Raw genomic sequence first — 17,266 nt, 5'->3', positions numbered from 1 at the left:
ATCTCCTTCGTTGGCAGAATTGAGTATGCCGGAAGATCTCTAAATGTGAATGGTTCGATTATGCGGGATACTTACAGGACGAAGGACGTCAGGCGCAGGCGGCGCTGATTGCGCTGGCGACTTACCCGGAACTGAAAAATATTATCCTGGTCGATGAGGATGTCGATATTTTCGACAGCGACGATATTCTGTGGGCTATGACCACCCGAATGCAGGGCGACGTCAGCATCACCAATATTCCGGGAGTCAGGGGCCATCAGTTGGATCCCTCCCAGATGCCGGATTACAGCCCGTCGATTCGCGGGCAGGGCATCACCAGCAAAACGATTTTCGACTGCACGGTTCCCTGGGCGCTGAAATCCCGGTTTGAGCGGGCGCCGTTTATGGAGGTCGATCCCCGCCCCTGGGCGCCGGAATACTTTAAAAAATAACCGCCGCCGTTAATACAAAGAGCCCGCATGTATCAGATCATGCGGGCTTTTTTATCTCTGGCTCAGGCAGAGGTCAGATCTTTAATCTTCTCGCTGCCGCCATTATTCTTCACCGAGGCAATCCCCGTCTCCCGGGACTGAGCCGAGGCGTACATCTGGCTGGTGCCAATCACCTGATGGTTGGCGGCTTTCAGGTTAAAGTAGAATTTGCCGTTGCTGGCTTCTTTCTTCTCGTAACGCTCATCCTGCGGGCTGTTGGTCTGAACGGATTTAATCCCGTTTTCAGCCGCGCTTTTGGTGGTGTACAGCTCGCTGGTTAGAATGATTTCGCCGTTGCCCGCTTTTAAAACAAACCGGAACTGATCGTTGCTGCTTTTACTTAATTCAAACCATCCAGACATGTGAACTCCTTGATATAAGCCAATGACGCAAACAGTTTGCGATTGTCCTTAACCAGTATGCACAGAAAACGACCCGCTTCCACTGTCATCATATCCTTAACTGTCTGAAAAACATCGGCCACAGCTATAATGCGCCTTCTGCGGCTTTCCATCCTTCATCCCGGGTCAGGATTAGCCTCAGGCACGTTGTGATGCAGCAGTAGCTCCCCAACCTCAAAGCGCTCCCCAGATCAACGCGGCGATACCGCCAAACAGCAGCCACTTAATCAGATAATAGACAGGCTTGTTCCACTTCTTAAGGCGCTTGCCCACCCGTCGTATCGAATAGATATATTTAAAGGCTCGATTAATACCACCCACCCGGTCACTATCGCTGTTGGGCGCCGCTGCTGCGCTCATCAGATGACGCCCCAGCCAGTGGTTAACAGCCTGGGCCCAGCGGTAGCGCATAGGACGCTCGATATCGCAGAACAGAATCAGGCGATTTTCCCCGCTGTTGTTTTCCGCATAATGGATGTAGGTTTCATCAAACAGCACGCTTTCCCCGTCACGCCAGCTATAGCGCTTGCCGTCTACCTCAATAAAACAGCGTTCGTCATTGGGCGTCGCCAGCCCCAGGTGGTAACGCAGGGAACCGGCGTACGGATCGCGGTGGCGCGGCAGACGGCTGCCGTCCGGCAGCGACGCGAACATAGCGGCTTTAATGGAAGGAATCGTCTTCAGCAGCGCCGTAGTTTTCGGGCACAGTTCATGCGCAGACGGATGCGCCTCTTCATACCATTTCAGATAGAAGCGTTTCCAGCCGGTTTTAAAGAATGAGTTAAATCCGGCATCGTTATATTTATCGGATGCTTTAATCTCCTGAAGAGCCATCAGATGTTGACCTTCCTCACGAATTTCCCGCCAGTTATCCTGCAATACTTTAAGTTGCGGAAAGGTTTCCAGCGGTAGATAAGGCGTGGTCGGCACCCGGGAGAAAAGATACATAAACCCATTCAGCGGTGCGGTAAATGTGGAGTGATCGGATAGCTGGCGCCAGAATTTATAACGGACGCGCCCCCGATAGTGCACATACAGAACAGAGACTATAAAGATAAGCAGGATGACATACTTCATTGTTAATTCGCCAAAGTCATTCAGTTACAAGCCAGCGTTATAATCCATGCAGACGAGCTCTTAATGGCCCGATTAAGCGCAAATATCATAGCGTCAAAAACCTTTCTGTAACATACGCGTAGCATTTATACCGCACTAACGGCATAAATGAAGATAAGCAAATGGCGCCAGTCGCGCTATACCAGGAGGGTGGCGTTATCACAAAACAGAGGAGAACAATGATGTATCAGATTGGCGATATAGTGCAGCCGCGCACCGGCGGACCAAAACTAAAAATCATCGAGATTCATGACGATCAGGTAGTCGGCGTCGCAACCACCGATGAAAACGCAGAAAAAATTACCCTGAAGGCCGCCGATGTCACCCCCTATACAGAAGAGGGTGATTTCGGCGTCTGTTAAATAAGCGGCTCCTCTCCCGGTAAGGGAGAGGAATGCTTTCAAATCAGGAAGTCGTCCAGAGACTTGCCTGATTCAATAGCCTGAGCGATAGCTTTCGGCGTACGGCCCTGACCGGTCCAGGTTTTTTCGCTGCCGTCCAGGTCGGTATAACGATATTTCGCCGGACGCGCGGCACGTTTTTTACGCGGCGCGTTATCGAGCTCTTTAATCAACTCATTCGGATCAATACCGTCAGCCTGCATCAGCTCAACCCAGGTCTTTAACTTCTCTTCACGTTCCGCAATCTCCTGCTGGCGAGCGCTCTCTTCCTCGCGGCGTTCTTCAGTCACCATGCGGAATTTTTCCAGGATCTCTTCGAGAAGCTCAATAGAGAATTCACGCGCCATTGCACGTAGCGTACGGATGTTATTGAGGTTTTGTAATGTTAAAGACATATATCTCCCACAGTATCAGGCAAGGATTGAAAATAAACGGCGCCATAAGGTACTGGATTGGAATTTATATTGCCAGTCACAGCTACTCAACCGCATAAACTTTCAGCAGTGACGCCGCTATATCGATATATATAGTAACCTAACTGAATATTATTTAAACCCCAATGGGATTCATCTGTCATATTAACCTGCCTGTAACTCTGGTTATTCTGTGAATTTCGCATCATTCCGGCATCGTTAAAAGTGGCTGAAAACACCGATAAAACAACTCCCGACATCAGAAACAATATCATTTCCGGTGCAGCAAAAATGCGCTCAACAATAATAAATTGCAGGCGATGTACATGTGGGGAATAATGCCCGAAGAAACCTGAATAGCGTCTTTAACTCGATGACATGAGCGGCTCTGGGATTAACCTGGTATTTACAACAAATCTACATTTACGACGGCATTGTCGCCGATTTATGCGCCCTTACGGATAAACCAGCTCACAGTCCCTGAAAACCCAACAGGTTGATATTGAAGAAATTATATCTATCAGGCCGTCAAAAATGGCGAAAACAGCACCTTTTGATCCGTCGTAAAAAACTTTGTACCTCAAAGCCTCGCAAATAAAAACTTCCACCTGGTTATCAGGCCAAAAATTAGTGATATATTCCATTCAAATGGCACAAAAGCAACAGATAAAGCCATTAAAAAACCAATCAGGCAGAAATTAACGCTACAAAGAGAGGCCAGCGTGATATTTAAAACGTCGCACCTGCGCCATGCAGCCGCAGACACCTTCGCGATGGTGGTCTGGTGCTTCTTTACAGGGATGCTTATTGAGATCTTTATTTCAGGAATGGCCTTCGAGCAGTCGCTGTCGTCCAGGCTGGTATCGATTCCGGTCAATATCATTATCGCCTGGCCCTACGGACTTTGGCGCGATGCGGCAATCCGCTTATCCCGCCGGTTTACTGCCGCCCGCTGGGGGAAAACCCTGGCCGATGTGCTGGCTTACGTCAGCTTCCAGTCGCCAGTGTATGCCGCTATTCTCTGGTCAGTTGGCGCACAGCCCGCGCAGATCCTTGCAGCGGTCAGTTCCAATATCATGGTTTCCATGCTGATGGGCGCCGCCTACGGTATTTTTCTGGATTACTGTCGGCGCCTGTTTCGGGTTTCTGGCAACGAGCGCATCGGAGCCAACGCCTGATCGCTGAAGAGAGTTTTCGGCCTTAACCAAACAATCCGGCCAGATAGCGTTCCAGCGCGATGCGGGAACTAAAACCGTGAGGAATACCGTAGTGTTCTTCCGCATCGCCGCCCAGCCACAGCGGGAATTCATGGTAGTGGTTGCAGGTTTTGATTTCCGAGGACGGATCGGCAAGCGCCAGGCTGCGTTCTTTCAGAGCCGGATGGATAACCAGCGCGGTACGCCCCATACGCGCCTCGCGATTGACATAAACATAGTTGTCGCCGCGGCGATAACCATAGGCCTTATTAGTGACAGCCTCCATGGTAAATCCCGCTTTTTCCAGTACGCGCGCTACCTCATCGGGTCGTAAATACATAGTTTTTCCTCGTCATCTTTGTACCGCAGCGCAACCTTACATGATGCTCCCGGCATACGCTTTCGGAATAATCCATAACAGCCCTCTCCACGGGAAAAATGCAATTTGGGGCGTTTTTCTCGGGAATCGAACCGGGGGATTTACCAAGTTTAGCAGAAAAAATCGCCGCTGACGGGCAAAGCGCGGCCAGCCAGGGTAACAGAATTTTTCAGCAACAACGTTTCGGGAGATCCGGCTACGCATCCGGGCCTGTCTGGCGAGAGACGATAATAAAGAGAAACGAAATGCCCCACCAAAATCAGGACAAATGCCGTCTCTTTCATCAAGCCGTCCGCTGAGCCGGATTTTCTACAACAAAGCCTGGCGCAGTCGCGTCGCCAGCTCTTCCGCCTGGCGGGCGTCAGTAATATTGGTAAAACTCAGTATCAGACCGCCTTTACCCCTGCTTTCCAGGCGCCAGGTGCCCAGGGCCTCTACCGCCAGTCCGGCCTCCCGCGCTCTGGCTGCCGCTCGCCGATCGTCCCCCGCTACTGGCACCAACAACTGAATTCCCCCGGCCTGCGGTGCGACCTGGAAGCCCTCGCCAGTCAGTGCCCGCTCCAGCCAGCGACGACGGCAGGCATAGAGCTGGCGCATCTTTTTCAGATGGCGCCAGAAATGCCCTTCTCTCATAAAGTCGCTGATGGTCTGTTGAATCAGCGGCGCAACGGTGCAGGGTGTCAATGCGCACTGTTCAGCAAAAGCCTCCGCCACCTCTTCCGGCACCACCAGCCAGGCGCAGCGCAGAGCCGGAAACAGGGTTTTACTGAAAGTTCCGGCGTAGATGACGCGACAAGGCGCGTCCAGGCTTTTCAGCGGCGGTAACGGCCGTCCCAGATAGCGAAACTCGCTGTCGTAATCATCTTCGATGATCCAGCTTTTCCGCTGTGCGGCATGGGCCAGCAGCCGTCGGCGACGATCCGCGCCCAGGGCCACGCCCAGCGGGCTTTGATGAGCAGGCGTCAGCAACGCGAAACGGGCATCCGGATAGCGAAGAATGGCTTCATCAACGTTCATTCCATTACCGTCCACCGGCACCGGATTCAGCCTCAATCCGGCCTGCTTCAACACGGGATGGATAAAAGGATAGCCGGGATCCTCCACCCATATTGCGTCCCCGGGCCGCGCCAGCGTACGCAACAGCAGGCTCATAACCGCAGGATACCCGGCAGCGACGAACACCTGCTCCGGGCGGCAGTCAATACTGCGCGAAAAACGCAGCCAGTCGGCAATAGCCTGACGCAGCGCGCGTTCTCCGGCCGGATCCGGCAGTGCCAGATCGAAGCGGCTCTGCTGGCGCAGGCGTCTGCCCATCACTCTGGCCCATAGCCCTCTGGGAAATGCGTCCAATGCCGGAAGACCGGGCTGGAATGGCAACGGTGCCTGATGTCGATTCCCCTGCCCGGCAGGGGAACGCCCGACAGGTCGGCTGGAAAGCGCTGCGCTGACAAAGGTACCCGAACGGCTACGACGTTCCAGCCAGCCCTGAGCCACCAGCTCCCCGAGCGCATTTTCCACTGTGCCCCGGGAAACGCCCTGCTCCTGAGCCAGCACGCGGCTGGATGGCAAACGGGCGCCGGGAAGCAGCTCGCCGTTTTCAATAGATTGCCGAAGCTGTCCAGCCAGCCGCCGGTAGCGCGGCACGAATGGCAAGGAAGAACTGGTCTGCATTTATACTCTCTTTCTGGCCCTCTTTTACAGACCATTATAGTGCTACCTTCTTCCGACCACATAAGGAGGAAAAGATGAGCACACTACGCCAGCCCTACCGCGAACTTTCACCAGAAGTGAACAAACAGATGGTTGCTGCGCTGATGGCACTGGAGAAAGGCCCGCTTGACGGCCGTCTTATCGATCTGATCTTTCTTCGGGTATCGCAGATTAACGGCTGCGCATACTGCCTTGAATTACACAGCAGCGCGCTACGCAAACGCGGCGAACAACAGACCAGGCTCGATGCGCTGGCTGGCTGGCGGGTCAGCCAGCGTTTTAGTGAAAAAGAGCAGGCGGCGCTGGCATGGGCCGAAGCGGTCACTCATATTGCGCAAAGCGGCACCGGCGACGAGCTCTATCATCCGCTGGAGCGACATTTCAGCCCCCAGGAAATCAGCGAGCTGACCCACGCTATCGCCCTGATGAACGCCTTTAACCGCCTGGCCGTCAGCATGAGAATGTAGTCGCTGCGCCAGTTTCAGACACTGATACAACCACGCCCCTGATGGGGCGTTCTTTATGGCTAAAACACCATATATTGAGCGGTTGAAAGTTTTAATATCTACATCTAGTATTTAATCATCAGACAACAGACGATCCTGACGACCTAAAGGTCGCCGCTTTGTCACTTTAAACGGAAATACGAATCATGCGCATTACTATTTACACTCGTAATAACTGCGTGCAGTGCCATGCCACGAAGCGCGCCATGGAAAGCCGCGGTTTCGACTTTGAGCTGATTAATATCGACCAGCATCCAGAAGTAGCGGACGGCCTGCGCGACCTGGGATATCGCCAGTTGCCGGTGGTGGTCACCGACAGCGCAAGCTGGTGTGGATTTCGCCCCGATATGATAAACCGGTTGCGTATGCCGATAAGCAGCACGGCGGGCGCATGACTTGCCTGGTGTACTTCTCCAGCCTTTCGGAGAACACCCACCGCTTTATCCAGCGCCTTGGGTTACCGGCGCTGCGCATACCAGCAGATGAAAACCAGCGCCTGCACGTCAGCGAGCCCTATATCCTGGTCACCCCGACATACGGCGGCGGCGGCGCCAAAGGCGCCGTGCCCCGCCAGGTAATTCTGTTCCTGAATGACGAACGCAATCGCGCGCTGCTGCGCGGCGTTATCGCCGCCGGTAACCGCAACTTTGGCGCAGCATATTGCCTGGCAGGCGACGTCATCGCCCAAAAATGCCGCGTTCCCCTGCTCTACCGCTTTGAGCTGCTGGGAACCCCACAAGATATCGACAACGTGCGTAAGGGAGTAACCCAATTTTGGCTACCACAGACCTCCTCTCTATAACCCCGGAAATGCCTGACTACCATGCCCTTAACGCCATGCTCAATCTCTATGATGAGCAGGGGCGTATCCAGTTCGACAAAGACCGCCTGGCGGTAGAGAGCTACATGCGCCAGCATGTTGAACCGAACAGCCGCCACTTTCCGGATACCGATGCCCGGCTGACCGCCCTGGTGGAAGAAGGCTATTACGAAGCCCGGGTGATGGAGCGCTATTCGCGCGCTTTTATAGTTGAACTGCTGGAACAGGCCCACGCCAGCGGCTACCGATTCAGCACTTTTCTGGGCGCCTGGAAGTTCTATAACAGCTACGCGCTGAAGAGCTTTGACGGCAGCCAGTATCTGGAACACTTTGCCGATCGGGTCTGCATGGTCGCCCTGGCCCTGGCCCAGGGGGACGAGGCGCTGGCGCGCCAGCTGACGGATGAAATTCTGAGCGGCCGCTTCCAGCCTGCGACCCCCACCTTTCTGAATGCCGGCAAACAGCAGCGCGGCGAGATGGTCTCCTGCTTCCTGCTGCGTATTGAAGACAATATGGAATCCATTGGTCGCGCCGTGAACTCGGCGCTCCAGCTTTCTAAACGCGGCGGCGGCGTGGCGTTCCTGCTGTCGAACCTGCGCGAATCCGGCGCCCCCATTAAGCGTATAGAGAACCAGTCATCGGGCGTAATTCCGGTAATGAAGATGCTGGAAGATGCCTTCTCCTATGCTAATCAGCTTGGCGCCCGCCAGGGCGCGGGAGCCGTCTGGCTTCACGCCCATCACCCGGATATTCTGCGTTTTCTGGATACCAAACGCGAAAACGCCGATGAGAAGATCCGGATCAAGACTCTGTCGCTGGGGGTGGTGATTCCCGATATCACCTTCCGTCTGGCGAAGGAAAACCAGCAGATGGCGCTGTTTTCGCCTTACGATGTGGAGCGTCTGTACGGTAAGGCGTTCGGGGATATCAGCATCTCGGCGATGTACGACCAGCTACTGGCGGACAGCCGGGTGCGCCGCAAAACCATCAGCGCCCGCGCCTTCTTCCGAACCCTGGCGGAGATCCAGTTCGAATCCGGCTATCCCTACATCATGTATGAGGATACGGTAAACCGCGCCAGTCCCATTCCCGGTCACATTAATATGAGCAACCTCTGCTCGGAGATTCTGCAGGTTAACGTCGCCAGCGAATATCATGACGATCTCAGTTACAGCAAGGTGGGGCGCGATATCTCCTGCAATCTGGGGTCGTTAAATATCGCCCACGCCATGGATTCGCCGGATTTCGCTCTGACGGTAGAAACGGCAGTGCGTGGCCTGAGCGCGGTTTCCGATATGAGCCATATCGACTCAGTCCCCTCTATCGCAGCGGGCAACGCGGCTTCCCATGCCATTGGTCTGGGGCAGATGAACCTGCACGGCTATCTGGCGCGGGAAGGTATCGCCTATGGTTCAGAAGAAGGGCTGGATTTCACCAATATCTACTTCTACACCGTTACCTGGCACGCGCTACGGGCTTCTAACCAACTGGCCAGAGAGCGCAATGAACGCTTCGCCGGTTTTGAGGCTTCCCGCTATGCCAGCGGCGACTGGTTCCGCCCCTATCTGGAACAGCGCTGGCGGCCAAAGACCGATAAGGTGGCGGCGCTGTTCAACCGGGCCGGTATCACCATTCCCACTCAGGAGATGTGGCGGCAGTTGCGCGACGACGTGATGGAATGGGGGCTGTATAACCAGAACCTTCAGGCGATTCCGCCCACCGGCTCTATCTCTTATATCAATCATGCGACCTCCAGCATTCATCCTATTGTGTCGCGCATTGAGATTCGTAAAGAGGGCAAGACCGGGCGCGTCTACTACCCCGCCCCCTTTATGACCAATGAAAACCAGGCCCTGTGGCAGGATGCCTGGGAAATCGGCCCGGAAAAAATTATCGACACCTATGCCGAAGCCACCCGCCACGTGGATCAGGGGCTGTCGCTGACGCTGTTCTTCCCGGATACCGCCACCACCCGCGATATCAACCGGGCGCAGATCTACGCCTGGAAGAAAGGCATTAAAACGCTGTACTACATCCGCCTGCGCCAGATGGCGCTGGAGGGCACAGAAGTCGAAGGCTGCGTCTCCTGCGCGCTGTGAGGAATCAACAATGAGACATTTAACCCGGGTTTCCGCCGTCAACTGGAACAAAATTCAGGACAGTAAGGATCTTGAAGTCTGGAACCGGCTGACCAGTAACTTCTGGCTGCCGGAAAAGGTGCCACTGTCCAACGATATCGCCGCCTGGCAGGGCCTGACACCGGCCGAGCAGCAGCTAACGATCCGGGTCTTTACCGGCCTGACGCTACTGGACACCATTCAGAATACCATCGGCGCCCCGACGCTGATGGAAGACGCGATTACCCCTCATGAAGAGGCGGTTTTTTCCAATATCAGCTTTATGGAAGCGGTTCACGCCCGCTCATACAGCTCTATCTTTTCCACCCTGTGCCAGAGCCGGGAGGTGGATGCCGCTTATGCCTGGAGCGAAGAGAACGAAGCGCTGCAAAATAAAGCGCGCCTTATCCTGGAACAGTATGCGAGCCCACACCCGTTGAAGAAAAAAATTGCCAGCGTGTTTCTGGAGTCATTCCTGTTCTACTCCGGCTTCTGGCTGCCAATGTACTGGTCAAGCCGCGGCAAACTCACTAACACCGCCGATCTCATTCGTCTTATCATTCGCGACGAAGCCGTGCACGGTTACTATATCGGCTACAAATATCAGAAGGGGCTGGAGAGCACAACGCCAGAGCAGCGCGATGAACTGCGCGACTTCGCTCTGGAATTCATGATGGCGCTGTATGAAAACGAGCTGACCTATACCGAAACGCTGTACAGCGAGCTGGGCTGGGGGGACGAGGTGAAATCCTTCCTGTGCTACAACGCCAACAAAGCGCTGATGAATCTGGGCTACGAAGCGCTGTTTCCGCCGGAGATGGCGGAGGTGAATCCGGCGATTATGGCCGCTCTTTCCCCGAATGCTGACGAAAACCACGACTTTTTCTCTGGTTCAGGCTCTTCATACGTGATGGGAAAAGCGGTCGCCACCGAGGATGAAGACTGGGATTTCTGATTCATTTTTGTTTTTTATTGAATAACCAATTAATAAAAAACAGCGCCCGGATTATTTCATCCGGGCCATTAAAAACCATGCCAAAAGTATTTATTTACCACTCTAAATATCGCAAAAAATTATGCCTTTTCCATCATCAATAAATTGGCAATTTCCTGCTCCACATCACAAAAAATTCCTTCTCGATTATCCATCACAAAGCCTTATCCCACGGCAAATCCCCACCAATAAGCGCATTCTTATTCATAAAATCCGCATGGCTTGAGGGTTGCCACAGAATCTGAGTATGTTAGGGTATAGTCTGAGTTTTATTTCACCAGGAATTTCAATATATTCAAATAAGAAACAGGAACACGCTATTGCATGGCAATTAAATTAGAAGTCAAGAATCTATACAAGGTATTTGGGGAACATCCCCAACGAGCCTTCAAATATATAGACCAGGGTTTCTCAAAAGAGCAACTTTTAGAGAAAACGGGGCTTTCACTGGGCGTTAAGGACGCCAATCTGACCATTGAAGAAGGCGAGATCTTCGTCGTTATGGGGCTTTCCGGCTCGGGAAAATCCACCATGGTACGCCTTCTCAATCGCCTGATAGAACCTACCCGCGGCCAGGTGCTGATCGATGGCGTCGATATCGCCAGAATATCGGAATCTGAACTTCGTGAGGTGCGCAGAAAAAAAATCGCGATGGTCTTTCAGTCCTTTGCGTTAATGCCTCATATGAATGTCCTTAATAATACGGCATTTGGTATGGAACTAGCCGGCATTCCCCAGCAGGAACGTCAGGAAAAAGCCCTGGACGCCCTGCGTCAGGTCGGGCTGGAAAATTATGCCCACGCTTATCCGGATGAACTTTCCGGCGGTATGCGTCAGCGTGTCGGTCTGGCCCGCGCCCTGGCGATTAATCCCGACATTCTGTTGATGGATGAGGCATTCTCGGCGCTCGATCCCCTGATTCGCAGCGAAATGCAGGATGAATTAGTTAAACTTCAGTCCAGACATCAACGCACCGTGGTCTTTATTTCCCACGATCTTGATGAAGCGATGCGTATTGGCGATCGCATCGCCATTATGCAAAACGGCGAGGTGGTTCAGGTCGGGACGCCGGATGAAATTCTGAACAACCCGGCTAACGATTACGTGCGCACCTTCTTTCGCGGCGTGGATATCAGCCAGGTCTTTAGCGCCAAAGATATCGCCCGCCGGACGCCGCGTGGCCTGCTGCGCAAGACCACCGGCTTTGGCCCGCGCTCGGCGCTAAAGCTGCTCCAGGATGATGCCCTGGAGTTCGGCTACATTATCGAGCGTGGACAAAAATTTCTTGGCACCGTCTCTATCGATTCTCTGAAACGCGCCCTGGCAGCGGGGCAGGGACTGGATGAAGCGCTGCTCGACTCTCCGGAACCCGTGACGGCGGAAACACCGCTCAGCGAGCTGCTTACGCCCGTCGGCCAGGCCCCCTGTGCGGTGCCGGTCGTTGATGAGGCACAGCAGTACATCGGCATCATCTCCAAGGGGATGCTGCTGCAGGCATTAGATCGGGAGGGGGCAAACAATGAGTGAACAAACTAATCCGTGGGGTAGCGCCGGGGCCAGCGAACAGGCCGCAGATGCCGCAAACCAGGCCCCGAATAACGGCGGCGACGCCGGTTCCGCCGCCGATGCCTGGGGCGCCCCGACGCAAACACCACAGGACGGCGGCGGCGCCGACTGGCTGCATAGCGCTCCCGCGCCGCAGCCGGAACACTTCAACATCATGGATCCGTTCCATCATACGCTGATTCCGCTGGACAGCTGGGTCACCACCGCCATCGACTGGGTGGTCGTCCATTTCCGCCCGGTTTTTCAGGGGGTCCGCGTGCCGGTGGACTACATTCTCAACGCCTTTCAGCAGTTGCTGCTGGGTATGCCGGCGCCGGTAGCTATTCTGCTTTTCGCCGCGATCGCCTGGCAGATGTCGAGCCTGAGCATGGGCGTCGCGACCCTGATATCGCTGATCGCCATTGGCGCTATCGGCGCCTGGTCTCAGGCGATGATCACCCTGGCGCTGGTGCTGACCGCGCTGCTGTTCTGCGTGGTGATAGGGCTGCCGCTTGGGATCTGGCTGGCGCGCAGTCCCCGGGCCGCGAAGATCGTACGCCCGATACTCGACGCCATGCAGACGACGCCAGCCTTCGTCTATCTGGTGCCGATCGTCATGCTGTTCGGCATCGGCAACGTGCCGGGGGTGGTGGTGACCATCATCTTCGCCCTGCCCCCTATCGTACGCCTGACGATCCTCGGGATTAATCAGGTGCCTGAAGATCTGATAGAAGCTGCGCGGTCGTTTGGCTCCAGCCCGCGTCAGATGCTGTTCAAGGTTCAGTTGCCGCTGGCAATGCCTACCATTATGGCCGGGGTCAATCAGACGCTGATGCTGGCACTGTCGATGGTGGTGATCGCCTCGATGATTGCGGTCGGCGGCCTGGGCCAGATGGTGCTGCGGGGAATCGGCCGTCTGGATATGGGCCTCGCCTCGGTGGGCGGTGTGGGGATCGTGATCCTCGCGATTATTCTTGACCGTCTGACCCAGTCCATCGGTCGCGATGCCCGTAGCCGCGGCAGCCGTCACTGGTATCACACCGGTCCGGTAGGTCTGCTGCTGCGTCCCTTCAGCAAATAAGCGCCGGGCGGCGTCAGCGCCGCCCGCCCTGCTCCAACAAACAAAAGGAATAACGATGAAACATTCTGTCCTGTTTGCCACAGCCTTCGCTACTCTCGTCTCTACCAGCGCCTTCGCCGCCGATCTGCCAGGCAAAGGCATCACCGTAAAACCGGTGCAGAGCACCATCACCGAAGAGACCTTCCAGACCCTGCTGGTCAGCCGGGCGCTGGAAAAGCTGGGTTACACCGTCGATAAACCGGGCGAAGTAGACTACAACGTCGCCTATACCTCCATCGCCTCCGGCGACGCTACCTTCCTGGCCACCAACTGGCAGCCCCTGCACGACGATATGTACAAGGCCGCGGGTGGAGACAATAAGTTCTATCGCAAAGGTACCTATGTGACCGGCGCGGCCCAGGGGTATCTTATCGACAAAAAGACTGCCGATAAGTACCACATTAAGAGCATCGATCAGCTTAAGGATCCCAAAATTGCCAAACTGTTCGACGCCAACGGCGACGGTAAAGCGGATATGACCGGCTGTAACCCGGGCTGGGGCTGCGAAACGGTGATCAACCACCAGCTTAAAGCCTTCGGTCTGGAAAACACCGTGACCCATAACCAGGGAAACTACGCGGCGATGATGGCCGACACCATCACCCGCTACAAAGAGGGCAAACCGATTCTGTACTACACCTGGACGCCGTACTGGGTGAGCGATGTGCTGAAGCCGGGTAAAGACGTGGTCTGGCTGCAGGTGCCTTTCTCCTCAATGCCCGGCGAGCAGAAAGATATCGACACCAAACTGCCGAACGGCACCAACTATGGCTTCCCGGTAAATGTGATGCATATCGTCGCCAACAAGGCCTGGGCTGAGAAGAACCCGGCCGCCGCGAAGCTGTTCTCGATAATGAAACTGCCGCTGGCCGACATCAACGCCCAGAACGCGCTGATGCATGACGGTAAATCTTCCGAAGCGGATATCCAGAACCACGTCGACGGCTGGATAAAAGCCCACCAGGCGCAGTTCGACGGCTGGATCAAGCAGGCGCTGGCCGCCCAGAAGTAACGGGAGTCCGGGATAAAAAAGCCCCGCGTCGGTGACGATCGCGGGGCTTTTTTATGGTTCATCGCAGATTGTCGTGAAGCTTAAGTTACCGGCGGCGGCCCTGGCTTCCGGGTAAGTATGTCGCGCAGGAGAAGGTTCCGATCACCTGAAGGTGATTTTTTATCTGTCGGTTGCGGAACCGGTGAATTCACAGTGAAGCTGTTGCCTGAAGTGAACGGAACAGCCCGCTGCATCACATATTTTGCCAGGTGGCCTTTCAGATGCAGGCCGGGGCGGCGGTTGTAGTACGTGGTCATGCCGGTTGGGCTATTTTTGCGATTATGCCGTGTGCCGGGGGGAATATGCCGCGCTGGCGAAGGTTCCGTTCACCTGAAGGTGATTTCTCTTATGTCGGTTGCGGAACCGGTGAACGGGCCAGGGGCTCAAATGCCGCCCCTGACAACCCGGCTTTCCGGCGTGAAAATCGCCGCTGTCGCGGGCCCCTGCGTATTCCCGCCAGCCGGACGGGTCGGGCGTGACGGCACCTCCCTGTGCCGCACGCCCTCAGCCCGACGTCCTGTCGGGCTGACCCTGGCCACCGGGAATACTCCGGCGATTTTCAGGCCGGAGAATGTCACCACCTTTTATCATCTGCCTGGATTAATCAGAGCCGGTATCATTTAAAAAAACAGACTGAAGCGATGAGGGGGTTACATCCCGGCTTAAAAAACGCCGTAGCGTTCACGAAGGGCCGGAGGAGCGACAGGATGTCGCGACAGGGCAAGGTCGCCATGGATGGCGACTCTTGCCCGTTCCGAAAAGCCCGGCGTGATAAGCGAAGGGGCCCGCGTCAGCGGCGTTTTTTACCGCCGGGGAGCCCGGGTCGCCAGGGGAGCGGCGACTGAGCCCCCTGGCCCGTTCACCCGCGGTGGATTAACAGAGAAGCAGTGACGCAAAGTGAACGGAACAGCCCACTACATCGTCATATTCTGCCGCTTTTGTTCTGAAACCGGGCGCCGGAGCTGCCTGTCACCCTCACCCCAGTCCTCTCCCTGAAGGGAGAGAGAGTTTCCCTGGCCCACCACATCGTCATATTCTGCCGCTTTTATTTTGAAACCGGGCGCCGGAGCTGCCCGTCACCCTCACCCGGCCCTCTCCCTGGAAGACGAGGGAGTTTCCTGGCGATGAACCTTTTTTATTCTGTCGAACGACATCGTGTTTCACCCTTATCGCGCCAGGTAGCGACACAGATAAGCTACCGGCTCCGCCACCTGCAGGTGGAAACCGCTGCGTGCCGGTATGGTGAATACTGCGCCGGAGCCAAAAGTCTTCCAGGCCGTCTCGCCAGGCAGCAGCACCTTTAACGCGCCGCTGACCACGGTAAACTCTTCCGGCCGGGCGGTATCAAACGTATATTCCCCCACCGACATCACGCCCACGCAGGCTTGTCCGGCGCTGGCGCTGGTAAAGCCGATGGACTTCACTTTCCCCAACAGATAATCATTACTGTCAAGCATAAAGCCTCCTCCGTTGCCCCTGCAAGACTATAGTTGCCAGGGCGATTCCCTGCCACAGCGCTTAAACCAACAGCTCTGAAGCCAGCCGCGCCAGCAGCATATGCGACAGTAGCACCGGCACATCCAGCGCTCGCTGCAACAGGTCGCGATGATGCTGATGAAACCCCAGGCTGTCGAGCACCAGCACATCGGCTCCGCGCTGTACCAGTTCCCTTCCGGCACCGACCAGGGCGCTGTCGTCGCTCAGGGAGGCCGCCGGCGTATACAGCGGCGCATTTCCCAACTCACGCCATTTTTTCTGCTGGAACGACAGCAGCTCTGGCGTTGGCAGCAGGATCCCCACCTGATGCCCTTCAACAATAGAGGCCACCAGCGGCGGAATCAGCCGATCGGGCACCAACAGCATGGCGTTATGCGCGCAGAGGCGGGTATAGCGGCCATTGCCCAGCACCAGAATGACGTCATAGTCCTGATTATCCAGAACCTCGATCACTCCCTGTAGCGCCTGTTCGACCTTATTGAGCGAAAGCTGCACCAGCCCTCCATCCCTGAGCAACGTCAGCACGGTCTCTTCGCCAGGGGCGGCGCCGTAATCCTCCAGCGCTTCCTCGCGGGTCAACCGCCCTAACAGGCTGATATGCGTAATTTGTTGTTCGGTGATATGTTCGGTTAAAAGTGGCGTGACCTCACCCACCGGCACGACGCCGGCGGTGACAATCGCCAGGGATGTGTTCATCTTGCTCGCCTTTATATTGCCAACCACTACTTTTCAGATACGGCCGCCGGCGCGCACCCGCCGACAATCGCTTATAAATTAACCAAAAAGCGTAGCACGCTACGGAAAATGTTTCGTTAAAAAGATTAACGAAATGTCAACCGTTGCGCTTTAAGCACTGAATTCATAAGCAAAAGCAGGTGTACAAAAGGTATGAAAACGTGCGGCACCGGGCCGCACGTGGAAGGTCATAAAAATTAGCAGGCGTCAGCCAACTGCAACGCGCACAGAATCTGCGCCACCACCTGCTGCGGAGGCAGGCTGGCGTCGACGACATGGTGGGCGGCCTCGCGATAGAGCGCATCGCGGGCGGCCAGTACCTCGGCCACTTCATCGCTAATTGCACGGCCAGTCAGGGTCGGGCGCTGCCCCTCTTCCGGGAAGGCTTCCAACCGCCGGGCCAGTTCAGCCACCGGCGCTTCTAAATAGATAACCACGCCGTGCTCACGCATATAGCAGCGGTTTTCTTCAGCCAGCACCATGCCGCCGCCGGTGGCGACCACCAGTCCGGGCGCCGTCACGGCCTGCAGCGCCTGTGATTCCCGACGGCGAAAACCGCCCCACCCTTCAAGCTCCACGATCTGCGTGACGCTCATGCCCGCGTTGTGCTGCAGCCAGTGATCGGTGTCGGCGAAGCGGTAGCCAAGCGTCAGAGCCAGCTCGCTACCCACCGTGGTTTTACCACAGCCGCGTGCGCCGACTAAAAACAGGGGTTGTGTCATGGGGGGGAAATCCTCTCTGCGTCATCTTGTCGGCCCAGGCTGGTGACTGGCGTCAAACAGGGATCATATCAGT

20 protein-coding genes and 1 pseudogene are annotated in these 17,266 nt (G+C 55.6%); 12 read left to right on the top strand and 9 right to left on the bottom strand.

Going from position 1 to position 17,266, the window contains the following annotated elements:
* Nucleotides 1-77: 77 nt before the first annotated feature.
* Nucleotides 78-431 (top strand): annotated as a pseudogene (locus V3W49_RS18685) (UbiD family decarboxylase); the annotation flags it as partial.
* A gap of 62 nt (nucleotides 432-493) precedes the next feature.
* On the opposite strand, the gene V3W49_RS18680 reads toward V3W49_RS18685, so the two are convergent.
* Together V3W49_RS18680 and lpxO are read right to left on the bottom strand one after the other, a co-directional pair.
* Nucleotides 494-832: a YegP family protein gene (locus tag V3W49_RS18680; RefSeq protein ID WP_500147536.1), complete on the bottom strand. Its 339-nt coding sequence runs from the start codon at nucleotides 830-832 to the stop codon at nucleotides 494-496.
* Nucleotides 833-1,045: 213 nt separating this feature from the next.
* Nucleotides 1,046-1,948 carry a lipid A hydroxylase LpxO gene (gene lpxO / locus V3W49_RS18675; protein ID WP_500147534.1) on the bottom strand — a complete coding sequence of 301 codons (903 nt, stop codon included), beginning with the start codon at nucleotides 1,946-1,948 and terminating at the stop codon, nucleotides 1,046-1,048.
* 221 nt (nucleotides 1,949-2,169) lie between these two features.
* Between lpxO and V3W49_RS18670 the strand changes: the two genes are divergently transcribed.
* Nucleotides 2,170-2,349 carry a GDFGVC terminal motif YodC-like protein gene (locus tag V3W49_RS18670; RefSeq protein ID WP_500147539.1) on the top strand — a complete coding sequence of 60 codons (180 nt, stop codon included), beginning with the start codon at nucleotides 2,170-2,172 and terminating at the stop codon, nucleotides 2,347-2,349.
* A gap of 38 nt (nucleotides 2,350-2,387) precedes the next feature.
* On the opposite strand, the gene stpA is transcribed toward V3W49_RS18670, so the two are convergent.
* Nucleotides 2,388-2,783, bottom strand: a complete 396-nt coding sequence (stpA, locus tag V3W49_RS18665) for a DNA-binding protein StpA (RefSeq protein ID WP_500147533.1) — start codon at nucleotides 2,781-2,783, stop codon at nucleotides 2,388-2,390.
* A 740-nt stretch (nucleotides 2,784-3,523) separates the two neighbouring features.
* Here stpA and V3W49_RS18660 point away from each other — a divergent pair.
* A complete protein-coding gene (locus tag V3W49_RS18660) occupies nucleotides 3,524-3,979 on the top strand; it encodes an L-alanine exporter AlaE (RefSeq protein WP_500147532.1) in 456 nt (151 codons plus the stop codon).
* A gap of 22 nt (nucleotides 3,980-4,001) precedes the next feature.
* Here the strand turns inward: V3W49_RS18660 and V3W49_RS18655 are convergent, their stop codons facing one another.
* The 3 genes from V3W49_RS18655 to pdxR all read right to left on the bottom strand — a co-directional run bounded on the left by V3W49_RS18655 (nucleotide 4,002) and on the right by pdxR (nucleotide 6,047).
* Nucleotides 4,002-4,337: a DUF2002 family protein gene (locus V3W49_RS18655; RefSeq protein ID WP_500147530.1), complete on the bottom strand. Its 336-nt coding sequence runs from the start codon at nucleotides 4,335-4,337 to the stop codon at nucleotides 4,002-4,004.
* Between the two features lie 149 nt (nucleotides 4,338-4,486).
* Nucleotides 4,487-4,660, bottom strand: a complete 174-nt coding sequence (locus V3W49_RS18650) for a hypothetical protein (protein WP_500147528.1) — start codon at nucleotides 4,658-4,660, stop codon at nucleotides 4,487-4,489.
* A gap of 25 nt (nucleotides 4,661-4,685) precedes the next feature.
* Nucleotides 4,686-6,047: a MocR-like pyridoxine biosynthesis transcription factor PdxR gene (pdxR, locus tag V3W49_RS18645; RefSeq protein ID WP_500147527.1), complete on the bottom strand. Its 1,362-nt coding sequence runs from the start codon at nucleotides 6,045-6,047 to the stop codon at nucleotides 4,686-4,688.
* A gap of 74 nt (nucleotides 6,048-6,121) precedes the next feature.
* On the opposite strand from pdxR, the gene V3W49_RS18640 reads away from it, so the two are divergent.
* From V3W49_RS18640 to V3W49_RS18600, 9 genes are all read left to right on the top strand, one after another.
* Complete coding sequence (locus V3W49_RS18640; RefSeq protein ID WP_500147526.1) at nucleotides 6,122-6,553, top strand: carboxymuconolactone decarboxylase family protein; 432 nt, start codon at nucleotides 6,122-6,124, stop codon at nucleotides 6,551-6,553.
* A 185-nt stretch (nucleotides 6,554-6,738) separates the two neighbouring features.
* The gene (nrdH, locus tag V3W49_RS18635; protein ID WP_500147524.1) at nucleotides 6,739-6,987 is read left to right on the top strand and encodes a glutaredoxin-like protein NrdH; all 249 of its coding nucleotides are present in this window, start codon (nucleotides 6,739-6,741) and stop codon (nucleotides 6,985-6,987) included.
* On the top strand, nucleotides 6,984-7,394 hold the full coding sequence (gene nrdI / locus V3W49_RS18630) for a class Ib ribonucleoside-diphosphate reductase assembly flavoprotein NrdI (protein WP_500147523.1): 411 nt from the start codon (nucleotides 6,984-6,986) through the stop codon (nucleotides 7,392-7,394). The genes nrdH and nrdI overlap by 4 nt, the downstream gene beginning before the upstream one ends.
* A gap of 8 nt (nucleotides 7,395-7,402) precedes the next feature.
* The gene (nrdE, locus tag V3W49_RS18625) at nucleotides 7,403-9,511 is read left to right on the top strand and encodes a class 1b ribonucleoside-diphosphate reductase subunit alpha (RefSeq protein WP_500147538.1); all 2,109 of its coding nucleotides are present in this window, start codon (nucleotides 7,403-7,405) and stop codon (nucleotides 9,509-9,511) included.
* 10 nt (nucleotides 9,512-9,521) lie between these two features.
* On the top strand, nucleotides 9,522-10,484 hold the full coding sequence (nrdF, locus tag V3W49_RS18620) for a class 1b ribonucleoside-diphosphate reductase subunit beta (protein ID WP_500147521.1): 963 nt from the start codon (nucleotides 9,522-9,524) through the stop codon (nucleotides 10,482-10,484).
* A 363-nt stretch (nucleotides 10,485-10,847) separates the two neighbouring features.
* On the top strand, nucleotides 10,848-12,050 hold the full coding sequence (proV, locus tag V3W49_RS18615) for a glycine betaine/L-proline ABC transporter ATP-binding protein ProV (protein WP_500147519.1): 1,203 nt from the start codon (nucleotides 10,848-10,850) through the stop codon (nucleotides 12,048-12,050).
* Nucleotides 12,043-13,149 carry a glycine betaine/L-proline ABC transporter permease ProW gene (proW, locus tag V3W49_RS18610; RefSeq protein ID WP_500147517.1) on the top strand — a complete coding sequence of 369 codons (1,107 nt, stop codon included), beginning with the start codon at nucleotides 12,043-12,045 and terminating at the stop codon, nucleotides 13,147-13,149. The genes proV and proW overlap by 8 nt, the downstream gene beginning before the upstream one ends.
* A 55-nt stretch (nucleotides 13,150-13,204) precedes the next feature.
* Nucleotides 13,205-14,200, top strand: coding sequence for a glycine betaine/L-proline ABC transporter substrate-binding protein ProX (gene proX / locus V3W49_RS18605; RefSeq protein ID WP_500147515.1), 996 nt, complete (start codon nucleotides 13,205-13,207; stop codon nucleotides 14,198-14,200).
* Nucleotides 14,201-14,626: 426 nt separating this feature from the next.
* The gene (locus tag V3W49_RS18600; protein ID WP_500147514.1) at nucleotides 14,627-14,863 is read left to right on the top strand and encodes a hypothetical protein; all 237 of its coding nucleotides are present in this window, start codon (nucleotides 14,627-14,629) and stop codon (nucleotides 14,861-14,863) included.
* 542 nt (nucleotides 14,864-15,405) lie between these two features.
* Here V3W49_RS18600 and ppnP read toward each other — a convergent pair.
* The 3 genes from ppnP to aroL form a co-directional block, all read right to left on the bottom strand.
* Entirely contained in the window at nucleotides 15,406-15,696 is a 291-nt protein-coding gene (gene ppnP / locus V3W49_RS18595) for a pyrimidine/purine nucleoside phosphorylase (protein ID WP_500147513.1), read from the bottom strand.
* A 61-nt stretch (nucleotides 15,697-15,757) separates the two neighbouring features.
* Nucleotides 15,758-16,432, bottom strand: coding sequence for an AroM family protein (locus V3W49_RS18590; protein WP_500147512.1), 675 nt, complete (start codon nucleotides 16,430-16,432; stop codon nucleotides 15,758-15,760).
* A gap of 236 nt (nucleotides 16,433-16,668) precedes the next feature.
* Nucleotides 16,669-17,193: a shikimate kinase AroL gene (aroL, locus tag V3W49_RS18585; RefSeq protein WP_500147511.1), complete on the bottom strand. Its 525-nt coding sequence runs from the start codon at nucleotides 17,191-17,193 to the stop codon at nucleotides 16,669-16,671.
* Between the last annotated feature and the right edge of the window lie 73 nt (nucleotides 17,194-17,266).

The organism is Rosenbergiella sp. YN46 (assembly GCF_036620675.1).
Classification (GTDB): Bacteria; Pseudomonadota; Gammaproteobacteria; order Enterobacterales; family Enterobacteriaceae; genus Jejubacter.
The sequence above is the reverse complement of the archived record's forward strand: the minus strand, read 5'-3'. Positions and strand labels throughout refer to the sequence as shown.